Here is a 19,684-nt window from a genome sequence, read left to right on the forward strand (position 1 = left end):
GGCGGGTGCCAAGGTGGCGGCATGACACCTCTGCTTCTCACCGACATCGAGGCCGCCGTCCGCGACAGTTGGGGCGCCGACACCACCACACCCGAACACCGCCCGCACTGGACCACCGACAATCCGGCCAGGGACCAGTGCGGCGTCACCGCGCTCGTCCTGCACGACCTGTTGGGCGGCGACCTGCTGCGCGGAGAGGTCCATGTCGACGGCGTACAGACGGACTTCCACTGGTGGAACAGGATCGGTCAGGGGTACGAGATAGACCTCACCCGCGAACAGTTCGCCCCCGAGGAGATCGTGACCGAGGGCACGGTCGTGGTACGGCCGCCGGAGATCCGCCGCTGCCGCGAGGAGTACGAGCTGCTGCGCGCGCGGGTGCTGAGGAGGCTGGACGAGGTGGCGGCGGAACGGGCGGCGGCGCGTTCGGCGGCACAGCTCACGTCGTAGACGTCTCAGCTCACGTCGTAGACGTCGAGCCGCCCGCACATCCCGAACCTGCCCCGTGCGGCGGGCTGTTCGGCCCTTACCGTCGCCGCGGTCAGATAGCCGGCGTCACCGCGATCCAGCAGGTCGAGCTGGGCGCCGGTCGCCTCCGCGGCGGCGGCCGCGCCCGCCTTCCAGCGCTTCCGCCACCGTGCCGCCAGCGGGCGTACGAGTGCGACCGCGGCCCGGTGGAAGGCGGCGAGCGGCTCCGGGTCCCCGGCCTCGGTCGCCTCGCGGAGGGCGGTGAAACCCTCGACGGCCAGGTCGCGGCGGCGCCGGGCCGCGGCTGCCAGCTCCGCCTCGCTCCCGTCGGCGGGCAGGGCGACGGCGGCGCGATAGGTCTCGGGGGCGGCGAGCAGGGGCGGCGGCAGTGTGAGGACGGCGTCGCCCGCCTCGGGCAGTCCGCAGTTCTGCATGAGGACGTTGACGGTCAACTCCCCGTCGTTGACCAGGCGGTGGACGGTGCCGGGCGTGAACCACACCAGCGCGCCGGGGGAGAGGGGCGTCTCCTGGAACCCCGTAGCGGTCAGGGTCTGCACGGCGCCGCGTCCCCCGGTGACCGCGTACCCCTCCGAACAGGTGAGGTGCAGATGGGGAGTTCCGCCGCGCAGCCCGTCGGCGGCGAGCCAGTCGTACACACGCAGCCGCGAGATCCCGATGCCGCCGGGCAGGCCTTCGTACGGGGTCACGGTGAACTCCTCGCGACGGGATGAGGGGTCGGGCAGACACACTACGGCCCCCGGTGCCGTCCGACACCGGGGGCCGACCCGCGTCCTGGCCGCCTTCCCCCACGAAAGGTGACCCGGACTCCCCTGAGTGTGGTTCAGGGTGTGATCCCGTCAGAAGGTGAGTGCGGCACCCTCCCCGAGACCGGCATGGAGCTCGCACCGGTTGCCGAAGGTGGCGGACCAGTTGACGTGTCTGCCGTTCCATACGCCGGCGACGTTCACCGTCACCGGGCGCCACTCCTTGGTACAGGCGACACCGGTCTCTGCGGCGACCAGCTGCCCGAACCGGCCGTCCACCTTGCGGAGTTCGGCGCACGCGGCGCCCGCCGCGGGGTGGCTGCCGGCCGGGCGCGGCGTGCAGGTCAGCGTCACGGCGCGCTCCACCGAGGCGGATGTGGCGTCCTCGCCCTGGCCGACCGTGAGCACCAGGGCGGACGGCGCGTAGAGGCTCTTCGTCTTCGGGGCCTCGGCCTGCGCGGTGCCTGATGTCGCGGCGAGGACGCAGGTGGCCGCCGCGGCGGCCGCTCCCACGACCTTGAGGGTGCGACGCATGGTGGATTCTCCTTCGCTCGATGCGGGTGGTGACTGCGGTGAGGAGTCTCGCCGGTGCGGAGAGTGAGCGCCATGTGGATGGTCGATTTCCGGATGTGCCGCTCCGGTGAACGGTGTCCGTACGAGCGTTCGGGCAGCTCAGGAGTGGTGAGGTGGCGTGGCTCCGCTTGTCCAGCATATGGACAAACGGCATTGGTATAACCGAGGACTAACTTCTGACCTGCGGCGATGGGAAATTGGTTCTTTCTTCGACCATCTGCATCGACCGGAAATCATCGTTCCGGGGGTGGGTCGCCCCATGGAACACCCCCTGGCGGATCGATGCTCATCGATCCGCCGGATCCAGCGCCTGGACCTGCGGGTTGGCGGCCGCGCCCTCGGTGCTGACCAGGACGACGGTCGAGGCGGGCCCGATGCCCAGAGCGGCGCGGCGTTCGACGGCGCCCTCCCCGGTGAGGGCGGCCCGCGCCCCGGCCAATGACGCGGCGCCGCAGGGGCCGGACGAGACGCCCAGTCCGGCCAGGTCGCGCACGGCTGTCGCGCTCGCGTCGTCGTCGACGGCGATCGCCGCGTCCAGGCCGTCCCGCAGCACGGGCCAGGCGAGCGTGGACGGCGTGCCGCAGTTCAGCCCCGCCATGGTCGTGAAGCCGGTCGGCACACCCGTGAGCCGTCCCGCGCGCAGACTTGCCAGTACCCCGGCGGCCACCACGGGCTCCACGGAGAGCAGTGCGGCAGCCACCGCACCACCGCCCTCCCGTGGTGCGGTCCGGCTGCGGTAGTGCGTCACGGCGGCCTGGGCCAGCGACCCGACCCCGACCGGCACGGCGACCAGGGAGGGCGACGGGGCGTCCGCGTCGGCCAGTTGGGCATCCAGCTCGGCGAACAGGGTCGCGTACCCCTCGACGATCAGCGACGGGATCTCCTCGTACCCGTCCCACGCCATGTCCTGGACGAGCACCGAACCCGGCGCCGCGGCCGCCTCCGACGCCTCCCGCACCGCCGCGTCGTAGGACCCGGCGACGGCCGTCACCTCGGCACCCTCGCCCTTGATCGCCGCCACGGCGGCGGGGTGCACGCCGTCGGGTACGAAGACGTGCGCGCGCCCGCCGAACTGTCGCGCGAGACGGGCCACGGCCCGGCCGTGGTTGCCGTCCGTGGCGGTGACCAGGCGCGGGGTTCCCCCGCCGGTCGACGCGCCGTTGGTGAGTTCGGCCAGGATCCTGTCGATCGCCCAGGACGCGCCGAGCGCCTTGAAGGCGGGCAGGCCGAGCCGCGTCGACTCGTCCTTGAGGAAGACGCGGTCCACCCCGAACTCGCGGGCGAGGGCGGGCAGTTCATGCAGCGCCGTGGGGGAGTAGCCGGGCAGCTCGGTGTGGAAGCGGTGGGCGCCCGGCGGGGGAGGTGCGCAGGTCCAGGTCCGTGCGGCGGGGCGCGTGTACCAGGGAAGGGAGGAGGGGGTTCCGGCCACGGTGTCGGTCTCTTGATCCATCACGGAACCAGCGTGCTGCCCGGACCTCCCTTCGGTCCAGCACATGTTTCCCACGCATAATGATCAGAGAATTCGATGATTCGGGGCCGTGGGTGGCCGTGGCTGTAGGTGCCGTGGCTGTGTCCGGGGCCGTGGGTGTCCGTGGCCGTAGGTGTCCGTGTTCGACGAGTGGGGGCGTGGATGTTCGACCTGCACCGGCTGAGACTGCTGCGTGAGTTGAAGCACCGCGGAACCCTCGCCGCCGTCGCCACCGCTCTGTCGTACAGCCCCTCGACCATCTCCCAGCAGCTCTCGCAGCTGGAGACGGAGGTCGGTGTCCCCCTCCTCGAACAGATCGGCCGACGCGTGCGCCTGACCCCGCAGGCCGAGATCCTCGTCGAGCACACGGAAGCGGTCCTGGAGCGCCTGGAGCGAGCCGAGGCCGACATCGCCACCTCGCTCTCCGGCCTGTCGGGGACCCTGCGCATCGCCTCGTTCCAGACCGCGACGCTCGCCCTGGTGCCGACCGCGCTGACCCTGCTGCGCGAGGCACACCCCGCGCTCCGTGTCCACGTCACGCAGGCCGAGTCCGAGGACTCGCTTCCCGCCCTGCTGGCCCGCGACTTCGACCTGGTGATCGCCGAGGAGTACCCGGGCGATCCCGACCCGCGCCCCGTGGAGCTGCACCAGGAGGACCTCTGCGACGACCCCTTGCGCCTCGCGGCCCCCACGACACCGGGCACGGCCGCCCCGCACGGCCCGCACGGCACGGAGGACCCCGAGGCGGCGCTGCGCGCGTACGCCGATCACGCCTGGGTCATGGAACCGGAGGGCAGCGCGGCCCGGCGGTGGGCGACGACGCTGTGCCGTTCGGCGGGGTTCGAGCCCGACGTACGGTTCGAGTCCACCGACCTGCTGCTCCACCTGCGCCTGGTGGAGCTCGGCCACGCGGTGGCCCTGCTCCCGGACCTGGTGTGGAACGACCGTGAACCCACCATGGGACTGGGCGGGTTGCCGCGGGGCCGCGGCTCCCGGCGTCTGTTCACCGCCGTGCGCGCGGGCCGGAGCACGCATCCGGCGATCGTGGCCTGCCGCGGAGCGCTGTGCCGGGCGGCCGCCGACACGTCACCGCGCACGCGCTCCGGCGCCCTCGGTGACGTAGTCGAACCGGTAGAGGCGCCCGGACGCGATCACGAACAGCCCTGATCCATCGGGAAGCCACGCGCACGAGGACACGGAGCCGTCGACGCGCATCGCGGTGACCGGGCACAGCTCCGGCGCCCGCCACACCCGGATCACGCCGACGCTGTCGCCGCTCACCAGAAGCCGCCCCGAGGGGCACGGCTCCAGGGCGTTCACCGGGCCGACGTGCCCGGTGACGGAGGCGATGCGCCGCCCGGTCAGCGGATCGGTGACGTACAGCCGGCCCGTTCCGTCGCTGGTGGTCAGCCAGGAGGAGTCCGGCGCGAAACGGAGATCCCTGATCCCCCGCACGTGGCCGGTGAAGGAGGAGATCAGGCGGCCCGACGCGGGGTCCCAGATCCGGACGGTGCCGTCCGAGTCACCGGTGGCCAGGTGGAGTGCGTCCGGAGAGAGGCCGAGTTGGCTCACCACCTGGTTGTGGCCGCCGAGATGATGCCGCGCGCGGCCGGTCCGCAGGTCCCACACCACGACATGCCGGTCCTGGTCTCCCGCGACCCATCCGTCGTCACTGCTGGCCAGCCAGGCGCCGGAAGGTTCGACGACGACATCGCCCACGCCGTGCGGGTGGTGGCCCGCCAAGCGGAGACGCGGCTGTCCGGTGTCGGTGTCCCGCACCATGATGACGGAGTGCTCCGGGCTGCGACCCATCGGGTACCGCTCGTCGTTCGTGGCGGTCACCAGCCAAGCCCCGTCGGGAGAGAAGGCTTTGAGGGAGTGCCCCCAGAATGCGGCGATGTGCTCGTGCGTGGTCATGTCCCAGATGCCCGTGGTGAGATCGGCCGTGCTGCTCGCCCCGCTCGCCGCCAGCCGGGAGGAGTCCGAGGAGGCGAGAAGTCTCGCGCTCCAGAGGTTCGTGTGTGCCTGGTCCAGGGGCTGCCGTGCCCGGCTCGCGCAGTCGACGACCGTGATCCGGCCACCGCTGTGCGCCACGGCGGCCCAGCCGCCGTCGGGCGCGACGACCACGGCCGAGACGTCCGCGGGTTCTTCCGCGCCGCTTGTGCCATCTGCCTCGCCTGTGTCATCCGCCCTGCCGCTGTCGTCCGCCCGGCCTGTGTCATCTCCCTTTCCGGGCACGGCGTCTGCATGGGGATCCCAGATCCGCACTCTGCCGCTGATGTCCGCGGCGGCCAGCCAACCGCCGCCGGGGGCCACCGTCAGATGGGTGATGCGGTCGCGGCTGCCGCGGAATCTGCGCCGCGGTGTGCCGGTCGCCACGTCCCAGACGCAGACCTCGCCGTCGAGGTGACCGGTGGCAAGCCAGGTGCGGTCCATGGCGATCGCCAGCGTGGTGACGGACGCGGTCTCGGCGGTGAAGGAGGCCAGTTCGGCTCCGGTCAGGGGATCCCACAGACGGACCGGTGGCCAGCCGTGACCCCGCGACGTCTCCCCGCCGGTCGCGAGGAAGCTGCCGTCGGCCGCGAGAGCGACGCACACCAGCCAACTGCCGGTGCCCTCGATCGTGGTGACGAGGTCGCCCGACCGGACGTCCCAGACGCGGACCGAGCGCGCGACGGCGTACAGGGCTCCGTCACTGGTCACCAGCCACCTGCCGTGCGGGGCGAAGATGATCTGCGACATTCGCTGACGGTGGCCCTTGGCGGTGTGCAGCTGTGTGCCGGAGCGGAGGTTCCAGAGCGTGGGCACACCGGAGCTTCCGCAGGCCAGCCAGGCGCCGTCCGGGGAGATCGCAGCGGCGGGCGCGAGGTGCAGCGGCCACTGCTTCGTCGGCTCGCGCAGGCGCCGGACCTCCTGCCCGGTGGACGGGTCCCACACACGGATCGCGTTCTCGGTGTCGATCGTGACGAGGCTCATCCCATCGGGTGCGGCCCGCACGGTGACGCGTTGGGCGTGGCCCGGCAGGGCGTGGCGCTCGACTCCGGTGAGCGGATCCCAGATGCGTACGGTCCCCGACTCGTCGCTGCTGGCCAGCCACGAGTCGTCCGGCGAGAGCGCCATGTCGTGGACGATCCTCGTGTGGCCGGTGAGGGTCCGTACCTGTTCGCCCGTCCGCATGCTCCAGAGCCGCACGGTCCTGTCGCCGGTCGTGTCCCCGTCCACGGTCGCGAGCCAGGACTCGTCGGCAGGGACGACGACCTTGCGCACCCGGTCGGTGTGTCCCGAGAACGTGCGCAGGAGCGCGGGGTGCGGACGGTCCGGAAGCGGTGACGGGTTCTCCAGATAGGGGCAGGACAGGGTCCGCCTGAACCTCTCGACGGCGGGGCGCAGCGGCGCGTACTCGTTGAGGCGGCAGGCCAGGATCGCCGCCAGCGCGCCGCGGGGCTCCACCGGCGCCAGCAGGTGCCCGTTGAGCTGCACGGCTCGGGACAGCGCATCGGCAAAAGGGGACGGGGACTTGGAGAGGTCGGTCACGGCACCGTGCACGCCGCCGTTGTGGAGCCGGAAGAGGATCCACCGGAGGTCCCCGACGAGCGCCGCGGCCTCGTCGGCCCGGTCGGCTCCCTTGAGGTGATCGACCAGGTGGCCCGTCAGATAGGGGTACGTGTCCGGCAACTCCCACCAGGGGAACGGGTCCGGAGACCGGGGCGCCGATGCGCCGGCAGGGAGCAGAGCCGCGGCGGACGTGAGGAGCCGGTCGTGCAGGCGGGCGAGTCCCGCGGGTCCCGTCCGGCGGACGAGATGGTCGCGGAGGAGGTCGTGCAGGCGGATGGTCTGCCGCTCCGGATCGAATCCCGCGAGCAGCGCGAGATCGGAGAAGGCCTCGCACGAATGCCACACGGAGGGCGAGGGGGATGTGGCCGGTGACATGGGTGAGGCCGTCGCGGGCGAGGCCGCCGTATCGGCCTCGCCCCGCCAGAGGAGTTCCAGCGCGGCCAGTGGGATGTCCGTGTCCTCCGGGAAGACGCCCAGGCACAGGAACCGGTTGAAGTCCCTTTCCACAAGCAGCCCAAGACCCGCCTCCACGGTCGCCGCGACGGCGTGATGACGCTGTTCGGGGCTGGCCATGTCGAGCGCGGTGGGGCCGTCGGACGCCAGCCGGTCGAGGATCCTGCGGAGCGCGGCGGCGGGCGCCATGCCGCGGGCGACGAGACGGTAGGCCGACCGGTTGGCGATGGCCAGAAGGACGGGCCACCGGCCGGTGCGGGCGAGCAGCGGTTCGACGGACTCGTCCGGGAGACCGTCCAGGTCGAGCCCGACGAGCTCTCTGGACTCGACGTCGGTCATCTCGCCGACCGCGAGCACGCGCGCGCCGCGCGGGAAGACCCAGCGGTTCCGTGAGGTCACGAGGCGTCGACAGCCGGGACCGCCGGCCAGGAACGGACCCAACTGCCGTTCGTCCCATACGTCGTCGATCACCAGCAGGATGCGGCCGGGGCTCGCGTCGAGGGCCTCGCCGAGGCGGAGTCCGGCCTGCTCGGGGCTGGACACCGCAGGGCTGCGGCCGGTCAGCCGGTCGACCAGGTCGCAGATACGGGCGGTCAGCGCGGGGCCGAAGCAGTCCTCCCCGAGCGTCACCCACACAAGGCCCGCACCGAAGGCGGACCTGACTTCGGCGTGCTCGCACACCTGCCGGACCAGCGTGGTCTTCCCGAAGCCGCCGGCTCCGCAGACACCGACGACGGGTGGCGCGTCCGGCCTGTCGCTCCCCTCGCGGCAGAGCCAGTCGAGCAGTGGCCCGCTCAGCTTCGGCCGCTCGACGATCGTCCCCTGGTACGGCAGAACCCAGGAACGGGCCGCGGAACGGGGCGTGTTCCCGAGGTGGAGGTGGAGGTCTCGGCCCGCGGCGAAGGCGTCGCGCTCCGCACGCACATGCTGCTCGGCCGGCTGGTCTGCCATCGGTGACTACTCCTGCGCCGGTCGCTCCACCGTCATGTCCCGTCCGGCGACGTACGCGTCCCGGTCGGCCCGTACGTCCTGCCGTACCGGTGACCCGGGATCCCCGGCAGTCGGCTGCGGCTCGGGCCGCCCGCCGCGGAAGGAGCCCCAGGCGGCGAGTGCCAGACCGACCACCCCCACGACGCACCCGATGACGCTTGCCAGTTGATCGGCCTCGTCGAGCCCCACGGCCCAGAAGTAGCCGAGGAGCCCGAGGACGGCCACGGCGACCAGCGCGACCCCGCAGCGCAGCATGGCCCGCTCCGACATGCGATCACCCCGTGCCTTCGGCCGAGCGGCCGTCGTCGCGACCGCGGTCCGTCGGGCCCATGCGGATGGTCTGGTCCCGCCCGGCGACGTACGCGTCGCGCCCCGCGCGGATGGTCTGTGTCGCGGGTGGACCGGTCGGCAACAGGGCGGCCCAGACGGAGAGTTCATCGGCAAAGGCCGCGTCGCGGCGTGCGTACCACGCGAGTGCTGCCGTCAGTTCGCGGAGCTGCTCGCTGCCGGGGTGGGCGATCGCGCTGTCCAGGACGTGCGTCGAGCGGGCATCCCCGTGGAAGACCACGCGGATCCGCTCGCGCATCTGCCGTACGACGGTCCGGGTGTCCGGGGCGGCGGCGCGGGCCGTCAGTTCCGCGACAAGTTCCGACCTCGCTGCGATATCCACTGGCGCCTCCAGAGACCGGCCAACTCGCCCTGGAGCCACGATAGACGGAGGGTCCGTGCCGGTGTCGGGGCGCGGCTCATCTCGTCCTTCGCGTTCACTTTCAGCCGTTGCCTGGCCTGGCGCGAGGCAACGTGTGATCACCCGCGTACGTCCTTAAGGGGCAATAGGGGAACCTGAGTTCCATTGGTTCCCCTGATGCGAGTGATGACGAGGAGGAACCCTTTGAGACGTGTCTCAAGAGTGGCGACCGCAGCGCTGGCGGCACTCGCGCTCGCGACGGTGTCGCCGGGCGCGGCACACGCTGTCGACGCCCCGCCGCCCGCGCCGCCGCCCCAGTCGCCCGCGCCGCCGCCCCAGTCGCCCGCACCGCCCGGAAGCGACGGCGCCGACCTGCCGGAAGGCTGGCAACTCACCGGCCGGGGCCTCGGCAAGGAGCTTGTCTGGACCGCGCGCGAGCCGGTGCCCGTCGGGGATGCCCAGGTCGAGTTCTACGCCGGTGACAGGTTCCTCGGCAGGCCCGTGGCCGCGCAGGGACATCAATCGTTCCGCCTGCCGCTGCACGGCGCGCGCATCGGCGCTGCGAAGGACCTGAAGGATCTGAAGGTACTTGCCGCCGGGCGCCGCCTGGACGAGGCCGGGATCGCGGAGGAGTCCCGCAAGCCGCAGCCCTCGCCGCCGGCACGGCCCGCGACGCCTTCTCCCGCGAACGAGGTCGACCCCGGGAAGCCGGGCCGCTACCGCACCGTCACCGGTGAGTACGCGCTCAAGTCGGTGCGCCTGCCCGGCTATCCGGAGCCGGTGGAGATGGTCGCCAACGTGGTCGGGCCCACCGACGCACCGGGCAAGCGGCCGGTGGCACTGTTCCTGCACGGCCGCCACGCCACCTGTTACGGCGCCGGCCCGCGGGACCTGAGCTGGCCCTGCGGTCCCGGCACGAAGCCGATACCGAGCCATAAGGGCTATCTCCGCGCCCAGAAACTCCTCGCCTCCCAGGGGTACGTCACGATCGCCATCGCGGCGAACGGCATCAACGGCCAGGACCTCCGCGTCGACGACGGGGGGACGCAGGCCAGGTCCTCGCTGGTCCGGCTGCACCTCGCCCGCTGGGCGGAGTGGGGCAAGAAGCCGTCCTCGGCCCCGGCTGCGGTGCGCGCCGTCGCTCCCGCCGACCTGTCCCGCGTACTCCTCGTCGGACACTCACGCGGCGGCGAGGGCGTGAACAGGGCCGCGCTCGACAGCCAGAACCCGCCGCCCGCCGACCAGGACGCCTACCACGGCCCCGTGCGCTGGAAGATCCGCGGGAACGTGCTCATAGGCCCCACGATCTTCGGGCAGAACCCGGTACCCGACGTGCCCTCCGCGACGATCCTGCCGGGCTGCGACGGCGACGTCTCCGACCTGCAGGGCGAGATCTACGTCGACGGCACGCGCGGTGTCAGCGGCGGTGCCGCCCTGCACAGCGCGGTGTACGTCGTGGGCGCCAACCACAACTACTTCAACAGCGAGTGGACTCCCGGGCAGGCGGTGGCTCCCGCGGAGGACGACTTCCGGGAGACGGGGGACCCGGTCTGCTCGAAGGGCGCCGAGCACCGGCTGACCGCCCGGCAGCAGCAGGCCGCCGGAGCCACGTACATAGCCGCGGCGGCCCGGCTGTTCGTCGCGGGCGACGACCGGGTGCGCCCCCTCCTCGACGGCTCCGGCCGCCGCGCCCCCTCCGCGGACCCCGCGCAGGTGCTGACCCATGCCGTCGGCGCGCACCGCACGGGAGCCCTCGTGCCCGGTGCCTCGACCGAGGTCACGGGCGGACGGCTGTGTGCCCAGGTGGACACCGACGATGCCCGTGCGTGTCTGCCGTCCTCAACGGCCGGAGCGTCGCCGCACTTCGCCCCTTGGCGGGGCGCGACGGCTGCGATCTCGCCGGAGCCCGGCCGTGACGCGGTGGCGATGCGCTGGTCGCGGGCGGGGTCCCCGGTGCGGGTGAGCCCCGAGCGACCGATCTCCCTCGCGGGCGCGAAGAACCTGGCGCTGCGGGTGATCGTGCCGCCCAACACCACGGGGACCGAGCTGGACGTGTCTGTCGTCGACGCCAAGGGCCACCGGGCGAAGCTCGACCGGGTCCGCGTCGACGGACTGCCGGGCAGCGGCAACACCGCGTCCTACTGGGGGCGCGAGGTGCGTGTGCCGCTGTCGGCCGAGGCCCGGGACAAGCTGGACCTCAAGCAGGTGAAGACCCTGGAGCTGACCCCGCGCACCCGCTCGGGCAAGGCGTGGCTGATCGACGCGTGGGGCTGGCGCCCCGGTACCCCCGAGGTGAAGCCCGCCGTGATGCCGCGCGTCGACATCGGGCGGATGACCGTCAAGGAAGGGGACTCCGGCGTACGCACCTACCGCGTGCCGGTGAGCGTGTCCGGCCAGGGCAGTGGCACGGTCCGGTTGTTCGCGCCGAAGCCCGGCACGGGCGAGCTCACCCATCGCACGGTGACGGTGCGTCCGGGCGCTCACGACATCGACGTGCGGGTCGAGGTGCGCGGCGACACCCGCTACAGCCACAACGTCCAGCACGACGCGTTCGTCAAGGCGGTGCGCGGCGCCGCGGTCGGTTCCTCCCAGGGCGGCGTGACGGCGCAGAACGACGACCCCATGCCGAAGGTCACCTTCGAACCTGTCGCCGACCGCGTCACCGAGGGCGAGGCGCTGACGTGGCGGATGAAGCTGTCGGAGCCCGTCGACGTCGACATCCTGGGGGAGTTGTCCTTTCTGCCGGTCGACGGGGGCAAGGAGCTGTCCACCCTGGACGTGGATCCGCGCTGGTTGAAGAGCAGGTTCCACGGTGCCTTGCCCCACCCTGAGCACCCGCTGTCCTGGACGGCGAGCGGCCTGGGCCTGACTGTCACCGTGCCCGCGGGCGAGACGAGTGCCGACCTGCAGGTACCCACGGTCAAGGACGATGTGCACGAGCCGGAGGAGTCGGTGCAAGGCCGTTTCTACGTCTACGACCACAACTGGGAGCCCCAACCGGGCCCGGAGGTCACCGGAACGGTACGGGACGCCTCGTAGCGATCCGTGGTCCGTGACCCGTGACCCGTGACCCGTGATCCGTGGTCCAGGGGTGCGGCCGACTCGCCGAAGAGTACGTCGGGTCGGCCGCACCCTCGCCTTCGGGGGCATCAGCTCCGCACGAAGGCCTCCACCGGCACCACCCGCCCCCACACCGACTCGATCGACTCGGCCGCGCGCAGGCACAGTTCCTCGCCGAAGCGGGGGCCGATGACCTGGACGCCCTGTGGGAGACCGTCCACCAAGCCGGTCGGTACGGCCACCGCGGGCAGGCCGAGGAAGTTCACCGCCACGGTCGCGCGCAGCGAGGTGACGATGCCGTGCGCCGCGTCCACACCGTCGAGATCGGCTCCCGCGCGGAAGGGGCGTCCCGCGAAGACCGGTGCGAGGACCAGTGGCGTGGTGCTCTGGTACTCCGCCCAGGCGCGGCCGATGCGCTGCCGGGCCGTGAACACCTCGGCGTACTCGTCGAGTTCGAGGTGCGGTACGAGCTGGAACATCAGGTCCATGAAGCGGCGGGCGTCCGCCGAGACCAGGCCCCGGGCCGCGGGCAGCGCGCGGCGGGCGTCGCCCGCCATCAGGTGCGCCCATCCCGTGGCCGCCTCCTCGATGTCCGGCGGAGGAGCGTCGCACAGTTCGTATCCCTGCGCCTGAAGCGCCGTCGCCGCGCGCCGCAGGGCCTCGGTCACCGCGGGGTCGTAGGGCACGCCGTCCATCTCGTGCAACACATGGACGCGGCGCGGCAGTCGAGGTGCGTACGACGCGGGGACCGGGACGTGCCACGGGTCGCGGGTATCGGGTGCGCAGAGCACGCCGAGCGCCAGGCGCAGGTCCTCGACGTGGCGGGCCATCGGGCCCTGTACCTCGATGAGTTGCAGGCTCAGCGGTTTGACGGTCGGCTCGACGGACAGCGCGTGCGGGACGCGGCCCAGCGTGGGGCGCAGCGCCGTCGTGCCCGCGCACAGCGAGGGCCAGCGCAGCGAGCCGCCGAGGTCGTTGCCGACGCCGAGCGGGCTCATGCCCGTGGCCAGGCACACGGCCTCGCCTCCGCTGGAGCCGCCGGGCGTCAGACGCGCGTCCCAGGGGTTGAGTGTGGGGCCCATGAGCCCGCTGTCGGTGTGCCAACGCAGCGCCAGATCCGGCATGTTGGTGCGGGCGACCGGAATCGCCCCGGCCCCGCGCAGCCGCGCGACGGCGGGTGCGTCCACCGGTGCGGCGGCCCCGACGAACGCGGCGACACCTTGCGTGGTGGCCGACCCGGCGACGTCGATGTTGTCCTTGACGGTGACAGGGACGCCGTCCAGCGGCCCCGCGGGGCGTCCGGCGGCGAGGCGCAGGTCCGCCTCCGCCGCGGCCCGCAGCGCCGATTCGGCGAGGACCTCGCGGACCGCGTTCACCCGAGGGTTCACCGCCGCGATGCGGTCGAGCACGGCCTGGACGAGTTCGGTGCTCGTGAACTCCTTCGCCCGCAGGGCGCGGGCCGCCTCGGCGGCGCCGAGCGTGTGCAGCTCGGGGGTGCTCGCAGGGATCCGCGCGGCCTCGAGTGACGTGGCGTCAGTCATGGTTGTTCTCCGTGTGGTTGTGGTGAAGGCGCGTCCACGCCAGGGTCAGGCCCGCGAGCCCCGCCGCCACGAGCAGCAGTACACCGGGCGGTACGGCGGACTGGGCCGCCGCCAGCAGGAACGGCGCGGCGAACCCCAGGTACGACAGCGCTTGGTAGAGGGCGGTGAGCGTGGCCAGTTCGGCGGGCCGGGCCAGTCGCTGCACCTCCAGGAGCCCGCACACCTGGGCGGCGCCGTACCCCGCGCCGAGCACGAACGCCGCCACGGCCACGAGCCAGGGTGCGTACGTCGCCGCCGCGCCCGCCGCGACGAGCAGACCCGCCACGACGAGCCCGAGCGCGGTGGTGAGCAGGCGCGGCGACCCCGGCCTGTCGACCCTGCGCACCAGTGGCTGCACGAGGATCCCGGCGAGCGCGGTGAGCATCGCCGAGCAGGCGCTGAACACGAGCGCATGGCCGGCGAGCCGGCTCCCGACGAGCCCCGGCAGATAGGCGAGCCCGATGGACGCCGAGCCGAACACCCAGGGAGCGAGCGGCGCCACCACCGTGCGCATCCGCCCCGGTGGCAGCCGGGGGTACAGCCGAACAGGCCCTGGAGTATGGGTGGTTCGTGTCTCCGGGGTGCCCGCGAGCAGCGGCAGGGCGATCAACAGCAGCGCCAGGTGCGGGAGGTAGGGCAGCACGGTGGGCGCGGGACCCCACTGGGCGAGCACCCCGGCCACCGGCGGACCCGCGGCGAACCCCGCGGTCATCGTCACCGTCACCCGCCGCGCTCCGGGCGAGGCCCCGCCGTCCCGCGCCGCCGGGGAGAGCTCCTTGATCCACGCGGCGCCCGCGCTGAACGCCGCCCCGCTGGCGAGCCCGGACACCAGCCGCCCGGCGAACAGCCACCCCACGCCCGAACCGCCCGCGATCAGCAGCGCCGTGCCGAGCAGAGAAGCGGCCAGCGCGGGCAGCACGACCCGGCGGCGCCCGTGCCGGTCCGACACCGGCCCGCCGAGCAGCAGGCCCGGGACGAGTCCGACCGCGTACAGGCCGAACGTCGCCTGCACGGTGGATGCGGAGAGCCCGAGCTCGGACCGGTACATCAGCAGCAGCGGAGCGAACTGGTTGGCTCCCCAGCCGACTGCCGCCACCGCGACGCCGACCCGCAGCCACGTCCGGTCGCGCGGAGTCGGGCCCCGCTCCTTCTCGTACACCGAGTGCACCCCCGCGAGCGGCGGCGCCTGTGTCACGTCCTTCCTCATGCCCCTCAGCGTCGTCGGTGCCGGATCGCCTCACGAGTGGCAGGAACGACACCATGCGTACAGTTACCGACATGGCTACTGTCGCGCTGGCCGTCACCGACGGGATTCCGCTCTTCGAACTCGCCATACCCACGGCCGTGTTCGGCCTCGCCCCGCCCGAAGGCGTCGCGTCCTGGTACGAGCTCGTCGTGTGCGCGCCGCAGCGGCCGGGCGGTACGCGCGCCGGGGGCTGGTTCCTGGCCGAGACCCCGCACGGCCTCGACGCGCTCGCGGTCGCGGACACCGTGATCGTCCCGGCCTGCCACGACGCCGCCGATGACCCGCCGGCCGACCTGGTCGACGCGGTCCGTGCCGCGCACGAGGCGGGCGCCCGGGTGGCATCCGTCTGCACCGGTGCCTTCGTGCTCGCCGCCGCGGGGCTGCTCGACGGGCGACGCGCCACCACCCACTGGTCGTACGCGGCGCAACTGGCCGAGCGCTACCCGGCCGTCGAGGTCGACGCGGGCGTCCTCTACGTCGACAACGGCTCGGTCCTGACCTCCGCGGGCAAGGCCGCGGGCATCGACCTGTGTCTGCACATGGTGCGCGCCGACCACGGCGCGGCCGTCGCGAACGACCTGGCCCGCCGCATGGTCGTCGCCCCTCACCGGCCGGGCGGCCAGGCCCAGTTCATCGCGGAGCCGGTCCCCGTGGAGGGCGAGGACCGCCTCGCCGACGTCCTGGCCTGGGCGCTCGCGCGGCTCGCCGAGCCGCTCACGGTCTCCGACCTCGCGGCGCGCGCCCACATGAGCCCGCGCCAGCTGACCCGGCTCTTCGCCGCCGCCACCGGGACGACGCCGCTGCAGTGGCTCCTCGCCCAGCGCGTCCAGCGGGCCAGAGAGCTCCTGGAGAACACCGGCCAGAGCGTCGAGCGGATCGCGGAGAGCTGCGGCATGGGCACGGCCGCGACCCTGCGCCGCCACTTCGGCCGCGCGGTGGGGGTCCCGCCGGACGTCTACCGCAAGGCGTTCCGGGGCCGCCGCGCCGCGTAGGGGTACGACATGCACCTGCCCGTCACGCGTCGAGGGCGATGGCGTTCTTGGCCCGCTCGACGGACTCCTCGGCGGCAGGACCGTCCGGATTCTCCGTCGCCAGCGCCTGGTTGACCGCGACGAAGGGCCGCATCCGCCGCTCGTAGCGGTCGAAGGCGGCTCGGTGGTCGGCGCCGTGGCGGCCGAGCGCGTCGGCGAGGACGTGGGCGCCCACCAGGGCGAGGCTCGTGCCCTGGCCGGAGAGCGGCGACGCGCAGTAGCCCGCGTCACCGAGCAGTACCGTCCTGCCGCGCGACCAGCTGTCCAGGTGGATCTGGGCCATGGCGTCGCCGTAGAAGTCGGTGGACTCCCACATCGCCTTCAGGAGCCGCGGCGTCTCCCAGCGCAGCAAGGACATGCGGTCGGCGATCAGCCGCTTCTGCCGCTCGACGGCCCGGTCCGCGCGGCTCAGGGGCTCCGACTCGTAGCCGAACGTGATCCTCAACTCGGTGTTGTCGCGCACCGGATAGATGCCGTACCCGGAGGAGCCCTCGCGGAGCCACATCTGCCAGTCGTCCAGGCCGAGGAAGTTGTCCGCGCTGAAGATCGCCAAGTGCGAGCCGAGGTGCCGCGTGAACGCCTCCTCGGGCCCGAAGGCCAGGGCCCGCACCCCCGAGTGCAGGCCGTCGGCGCCCACCACCAGGTCGAAGGTGCGGTCGGCCGCGTGCTCGAAGGAGACGCGCACGCCGTCGACCGTCTCGTCCAGCGCGGTGATGCTGTCCCCGTAGACGAACTCCGTTGCCTCGCCGAGGAGTTCGTGCTGCATTCGGACCAGGTCGTCGCGCAGGATCTCGATGTCGTCGCTGTCCAGCCGGCCGCTGCTGTACGTGGCCTCGGTGGAGCGGTGGATCTCGTTGCCGTCTCCGTCGAGGACCGACATGCCGCGCATTCGGGTCCGCGCCGCGCGCGCCTGCTCCAGGAGGCCCATCCGGTCGACGACGTCGAGCGCGACCCCGCGGATGTCCACCGCCTGACCGCCCTCGCGCGGTCCCGGCGCGCGCTCGACGAGCGTCGGGGTGTGGCCCCGCTCCCGCAGGAAGTGCGCGAGCGCGGATCCGGCGATGCCGGCACCGGAGATCAGAACTGTCCTCACTGTCCTCATGACGGGCTCCTTCAAAGGGTCGACGACCTGTACGCGAACTGAATGTACGGCGTACGCGCAGCGCTGCCAACTGCGGTTAAGGGCTGCCTGTACTAGGGCAGTTGGGCTCCGGACGGGAACGTCGCTGCTACGCTCTGCACTAGTACAGGCGCGAACAGTGGAAAAGAAAATTTCCGCGGACCGGCACCGAGCCGGGAGCAGGGCGAGGACGAGGACGGGGATGAGGACGGGGATGAGGACGAGAGGGGCGACGCGTTCATGAAGCCGGACACCGCCGATACGACGGGTACCGCGGGCGCCATGGGGGCCACGGGCACCACCGAGCCGCCCTACCGGCGGATCGTCGCCGAGATCCGCCGCCGCATCGCCGCGGGCGAGCTCGCCCCGGGCGACCGCGTCCCGTCGACGCGGCAGATCGCCAAGGAGTGGGGCGTCGCCCTCGCCACCGCCACGAAGGCCCTGACGACCCTGCGCTTGGAGGGGGTCGTGGAGGCCCGCCCCCGCGTCGGTACCGTCGTGGCCCCCGGCGACGGCGCCCCGGCGTCCCCCGAGCGGCGGCCCGCCACCGGGGCCGAACCCGAACTGACCCGGGAGCGCGTCGTGCGCGCCGCCACCGAGATCGCCGACGCAGAGGGCCTGGCCGCCCTGTCCATGCGGGGGGTCGCCGTCCGCCTGGGCGTCGCGGCCATGTCGCCGTACCGGTACGTGAAGAGCAAGGACGACCTGGTGCTCCTGATGGCGGACGCGGCCTTCGGCGAGGAGACGTACCCGGCCGCGCCCCCCGACGGCTGGCGCGCCCGCCTCGAACTGGGCGCACGCGCCCTGTGGACCCTGCACCGCAGGCACCCCTGGCTCGCCCAGATCAGCCCGCTCACCCGGCCGTTGATGCTGCCCCACCTGATGGTGCACGCGGAGTGGTCCCTCGCGGCGCTCGACGGCCACGGTCTCGCGCCGGAGACCATGATGGACATGCACGTGCTGCTCTACAGTCATGTGCAGGGCCTCGCGGTGAGCCTGGAGCAGGAGGCGCACGCCGAGGCGGAGACCGGCTTGACCGAGGACGAGTGGATGGACCGGCAGGCCGCCGCGGTCCGGGAGATCGCCGCCTCCAGCAGGTACCCGACGTTCAGGAAGGTGAGCGACGCCCTCGCGGGCGGCTACGACCTGCGCCTGGACGAACTCTTCGAGCTCGGCCTCGGCTCACTGCTCGACGGCTTCACCGCAGTCATCGAGGGAACCTCGGGTGTGGAGTGAGCCCCGAGTGCGGAGTGAGCTCCGGGTGTCGAGTGAGCCCCGAGTGTCGAGTGAGCCCCGAGTGTCGAGGGAGCCGCAGCCGCTGAAGGCACCGGACAGCGGTCGGCGCCCGCGCCCCGGCGGCCCGCCCCGTGAGGCCGCTGCGTAGGGTTCTGCCATGTCCGCACCCGCCGTCATCCCGCAACTCCAGCTTCTGCGCGCCGATCACGCGCCCGCGCTGCTCGCCTTCGAGGAGGCGAACCGCACCCACTTCGCCGCGTCGGTGCCCGACCGGGGCGACGCGTACTTCCGCGACTTCGCCGCGCGGCACGAAGCGCTCCTCGCCGAGCAGGCCGATGGTGTCTGCTTCTTCCACGTGCTGGTGGGCGACGGGGGCGAGATCCTCGGGCGGGTCAACCTGATCGACGTGACGGACGGCGTCGCCGAGTTGGGCTACCGCATCGCGGAGAAGGCCTCGGGGCGCGGCCTGGCCACCCGTGCCGTGCGGCAGGTGTGCGATCTTGCCGTCACCGCGTACGGCCTGACCGGGCTGCGCGCCGAGACGACGCACGACAACCCCGGATCACACGCGGTGCTCACTCGTACCGGCTTCGTGCCCGTCGGGGACATCGTGCTCGACGGCCGCCCGGGGACCCGCTACACCCTGACGTTCGGTGGCCCGCTCCAGGAAGCGGAGTAGCTCGACGGGGAAGGGCAGGACGAGGGTGGAGTTCTTCTCGGCGGCGACGGCCACCACGGTCTGCAGGAGCCGCAGTTGGAGGGCGGCGGGTTCCTCCGACATCTCGTGGGCGGCCTCGGCGAGTTTCTTGGAGGCCTGGAGTTCGGCGTCGGCGTTGATGACGCGGGCGCGGCGCTCGCGGTCGGCCTCGGCCTGGCGGGCCATGGACCGTTTCATGGTCTCGGGCAGGGAGACGTCCTTGATCTCGACGCGGTCGATCTGCACGCCCCAGCCGATCGCCGGGCTGTCGATCATCAACTCCAGGCCCTGGTTGAGCTTTTCGCGGTTGGACAGCAGGTCGTCCAGGTCGCTCTTGCCGATGATCGAGCGCAGCGAGGTCTGCGCCATCTGCGAGACGGCGAAGCGGTAGTCCTCCACCTGCACCACCGCCTCGGCGGCGTCGACGACCTTGAAGTAGATGACCGCGTCCACCCGCACCGTGACGTTGTCGCGCGTGATGCCGTCCTGCGCGGGCACCGGCATCGTCACGATCTGCATGTTCACCTTGCGCATCCGGTCGACGCCGGGGACCACCATGGTGAAGCCGGGCCCGCGCACCGTGCCCGAGAGCCGGCCGAGGCGGAAGACCACGCCGCGCTCGTACTGCTTGATCACGCGGGCCGCCGCCATCGCGTACACGAGACAGCCCGAGGCGACCGCGGCGCCTGCTGTCAGCAGCTCCTGGACCATGGCGACCCCCTGACGTCCGAGTCAGCCACTCATTTCACGATATG

At 72.6% G+C, this 19,684-nt stretch carries 16 protein-coding genes; 6 read left to right on the plus strand and 10 right to left on the minus strand.

All coding sequences use genetic code 11. The features are described 5' to 3' along the window. Positions 1–21 precede the first annotated feature (21 nt). Positions 22–450, plus strand: coding sequence for a hypothetical protein (locus AB0B50_RS27235; RefSeq protein ID WP_362337212.1), 429 nt, complete (start codon positions 22–24; stop codon positions 448–450). A 5-nt stretch (positions 451–455) separates the two neighbouring features. On the opposite strand, the gene AB0B50_RS27240 is transcribed toward AB0B50_RS27235, so the two are convergent. From AB0B50_RS27240 to AB0B50_RS27250, 3 genes are all read right to left on the minus strand, one after another. After that, on the minus strand, positions 456–1,175 hold the full coding sequence (locus tag AB0B50_RS27240) for a cupin (RefSeq protein ID WP_362337215.1): 720 nt from the start codon (positions 1,173–1,175) through the stop codon (positions 456–458). 150 nt (positions 1,176–1,325) lie between these two features. Further along, on the minus strand, positions 1,326–1,766 hold the full coding sequence (locus AB0B50_RS27245) for a subtilase-type protease inhibitor (RefSeq protein ID WP_362337218.1): 441 nt from the start codon (positions 1,764–1,766) through the stop codon (positions 1,326–1,328). Positions 1,767–2,091: 325 nt separating this feature from the next. Further along, positions 2,092–3,255: a diaminopropionate ammonia-lyase gene (locus tag AB0B50_RS27250; RefSeq protein ID WP_362337777.1), complete on the minus strand. Its 1,164-nt coding sequence runs from the start codon at positions 3,253–3,255 to the stop codon at positions 2,092–2,094. 180 nt (positions 3,256–3,435) lie between these two features. Here AB0B50_RS27250 and AB0B50_RS27255 point away from each other — a divergent pair, with 180 nt between their 5' ends. Continuing rightward, positions 3,436–4,440, plus strand: coding sequence for a LysR family transcriptional regulator (locus tag AB0B50_RS27255; protein WP_362337221.1), 1,005 nt, complete (start codon positions 3,436–3,438; stop codon positions 4,438–4,440). Here AB0B50_RS27255 and AB0B50_RS27260 read toward each other — a convergent pair. Genes AB0B50_RS27260 through AB0B50_RS27270 form a run of 3 tightly spaced genes read right to left on the minus strand, consistent with a single transcriptional unit; the run spans position 4,360 to position 8,941 of the window. Continuing rightward, the gene (locus tag AB0B50_RS27260; RefSeq protein ID WP_362337223.1) at positions 4,360–8,232 is read right to left on the minus strand and encodes an NB-ARC domain-containing protein; all 3,873 of its coding nucleotides are present in this window, start codon (positions 8,230–8,232) and stop codon (positions 4,360–4,362) included. The genes AB0B50_RS27255 and AB0B50_RS27260 overlap by 81 nt on opposite strands. A gap of 6 nt (positions 8,233–8,238) precedes the next feature. Beyond that, entirely contained in the window at positions 8,239–8,541 is a 303-nt protein-coding gene (locus tag AB0B50_RS27265; protein ID WP_362337226.1) for a hypothetical protein, read from the minus strand. A gap of 4 nt (positions 8,542–8,545) precedes the next feature. Beyond that, the gene (locus tag AB0B50_RS27270) at positions 8,546–8,941 is read right to left on the minus strand and encodes a hypothetical protein (protein WP_362337229.1); all 396 of its coding nucleotides are present in this window, start codon (positions 8,939–8,941) and stop codon (positions 8,546–8,548) included. Between the two features lie 204 nt (positions 8,942–9,145). Between AB0B50_RS27270 and AB0B50_RS27275 the strand changes: the two genes are divergently transcribed. Beyond that, positions 9,146–11,998 (plus strand): hypothetical protein, encoded by a 2,853-nt coding sequence (locus AB0B50_RS27275; RefSeq protein ID WP_362337232.1) that lies wholly within the window; start codon positions 9,146–9,148, stop codon positions 11,996–11,998. Between the two features lie 110 nt (positions 11,999–12,108). On the opposite strand, the gene AB0B50_RS27280 is transcribed toward AB0B50_RS27275, so the two are convergent. Both AB0B50_RS27280 and AB0B50_RS27285 read right to left on the minus strand, forming a co-directional pair. Next, positions 12,109–13,560: an amidase gene (locus AB0B50_RS27280; RefSeq protein WP_362337235.1), complete on the minus strand. Its 1,452-nt coding sequence runs from the start codon at positions 13,558–13,560 to the stop codon at positions 12,109–12,111. Continuing rightward, positions 13,553–14,806 carry an MFS transporter gene (locus AB0B50_RS27285; RefSeq protein ID WP_362337237.1) on the minus strand — a complete coding sequence of 418 codons (1,254 nt, stop codon included), beginning with the start codon at positions 14,804–14,806 and terminating at the stop codon, positions 13,553–13,555. The genes AB0B50_RS27280 and AB0B50_RS27285 overlap by 8 nt, the downstream gene beginning before the upstream one ends. A 71-nt stretch (positions 14,807–14,877) precedes the next feature. Here AB0B50_RS27285 and AB0B50_RS27290 point away from each other — a divergent pair, with 71 nt between their 5' ends. Next, entirely contained in the window at positions 14,878–15,837 is a 960-nt protein-coding gene (locus tag AB0B50_RS27290) for a helix-turn-helix domain-containing protein (RefSeq protein WP_362337240.1), read from the plus strand. Between the two features lie 22 nt (positions 15,838–15,859). On the opposite strand, the gene AB0B50_RS27295 is transcribed toward AB0B50_RS27290, so the two are convergent. Further along, positions 15,860–16,969: an FAD-dependent monooxygenase gene (locus AB0B50_RS27295; protein ID WP_362337780.1), complete on the minus strand. Its 1,110-nt coding sequence runs from the start codon at positions 16,967–16,969 to the stop codon at positions 15,860–15,862. A gap of 309 nt (positions 16,970–17,278) precedes the next feature. Here AB0B50_RS27295 and AB0B50_RS27300 point away from each other — a divergent pair, with 309 nt between their 5' ends. Continuing rightward, positions 17,279–18,232, plus strand: coding sequence for a TetR/AcrR family transcriptional regulator C-terminal domain-containing protein (locus AB0B50_RS27300; RefSeq protein WP_362337783.1), 954 nt, complete (start codon positions 17,279–17,281; stop codon positions 18,230–18,232). A 175-nt stretch (positions 18,233–18,407) separates the two neighbouring features. After that, on the plus strand, positions 18,408–18,911 hold the full coding sequence (locus AB0B50_RS27305; RefSeq protein ID WP_362337786.1) for a GNAT family N-acetyltransferase: 504 nt from the start codon (positions 18,408–18,410) through the stop codon (positions 18,909–18,911). Here AB0B50_RS27305 and AB0B50_RS27310 read toward each other — a convergent pair. Continuing rightward, positions 18,795–19,640, minus strand: a complete 846-nt coding sequence (locus AB0B50_RS27310) for a slipin family protein (RefSeq protein ID WP_362337243.1) — start codon at positions 19,638–19,640, stop codon at positions 18,795–18,797. The two genes, AB0B50_RS27305 and AB0B50_RS27310, sit on opposite strands and share 117 nt — an antisense overlap. Positions 19,641–19,684: the final 44 nt, after the last annotated feature.

Origin of the sequence: Streptomyces sp. NPDC041068 (genome assembly GCF_040647455.1) — a bacterium.
In the GTDB taxonomy this organism is placed as follows: Bacteria; Actinomycetota; Actinomycetes; order Streptomycetales; family Streptomycetaceae; genus Streptomyces.

Coding starts and splice junctions, on each gene's coding strand:
- AB0B50_RS27235 (WP_362337212.1), top strand. CDS start 22: ATGACACCTCTGCTTCTCACCGACATCGAGGCCGCCGTCCGCGACAGT.
- AB0B50_RS27245 (WP_362337218.1), bottom strand. CDS start 1,766: ATGCGTCGCACCCTCAAGGTCGTGGGAGCGGCCGCCGCGGCGGCCACC.
- AB0B50_RS27250 (WP_362337777.1), bottom strand. CDS start 3,255: ATGGATCAAGAGACCGACACCGTGGCCGGAACCCCCTCCTCCCTTCCC.
- AB0B50_RS27255 (WP_362337221.1), top strand. CDS start 3,436: ATGTTCGACCTGCACCGGCTGAGACTGCTGCGTGAGTTGAAGCACCGC.
- AB0B50_RS27260 (WP_362337223.1), bottom strand. CDS start 8,232: ATGGCAGACCAGCCGGCCGAGCAGCATGTGCGTGCGGAGCGCGACGCC.
- AB0B50_RS27265 (WP_362337226.1), bottom strand. CDS start 8,541: ATGTCGGAGCGGGCCATGCTGCGCTGCGGGGTCGCGCTGGTCGCCGTG.
- AB0B50_RS27275 (WP_362337232.1), top strand. CDS start 9,146: ATGACGAGGAGGAACCCTTTGAGACGTGTCTCAAGAGTGGCGACCGCA.
- AB0B50_RS27280 (WP_362337235.1), bottom strand. CDS start 13,560: ATGACTGACGCCACGTCACTCGAGGCCGCGCGGATCCCTGCGAGCACC.
- AB0B50_RS27285 (WP_362337237.1), bottom strand. CDS start 14,806: ATGAGGAAGGACGTGACACAGGCGCCGCCGCTCGCGGGGGTGCACTCG.
- AB0B50_RS27290 (WP_362337240.1), top strand. CDS start 14,878: ATGGCTACTGTCGCGCTGGCCGTCACCGACGGGATTCCGCTCTTCGAA.
- AB0B50_RS27300 (WP_362337783.1), top strand. CDS start 17,279: ATGGGGGCCACGGGCACCACCGAGCCGCCCTACCGGCGGATCGTCGCC.
- AB0B50_RS27310 (WP_362337243.1), bottom strand. CDS start 19,640: ATGGTCCAGGAGCTGCTGACAGCAGGCGCCGCGGTCGCCTCGGGCTGT.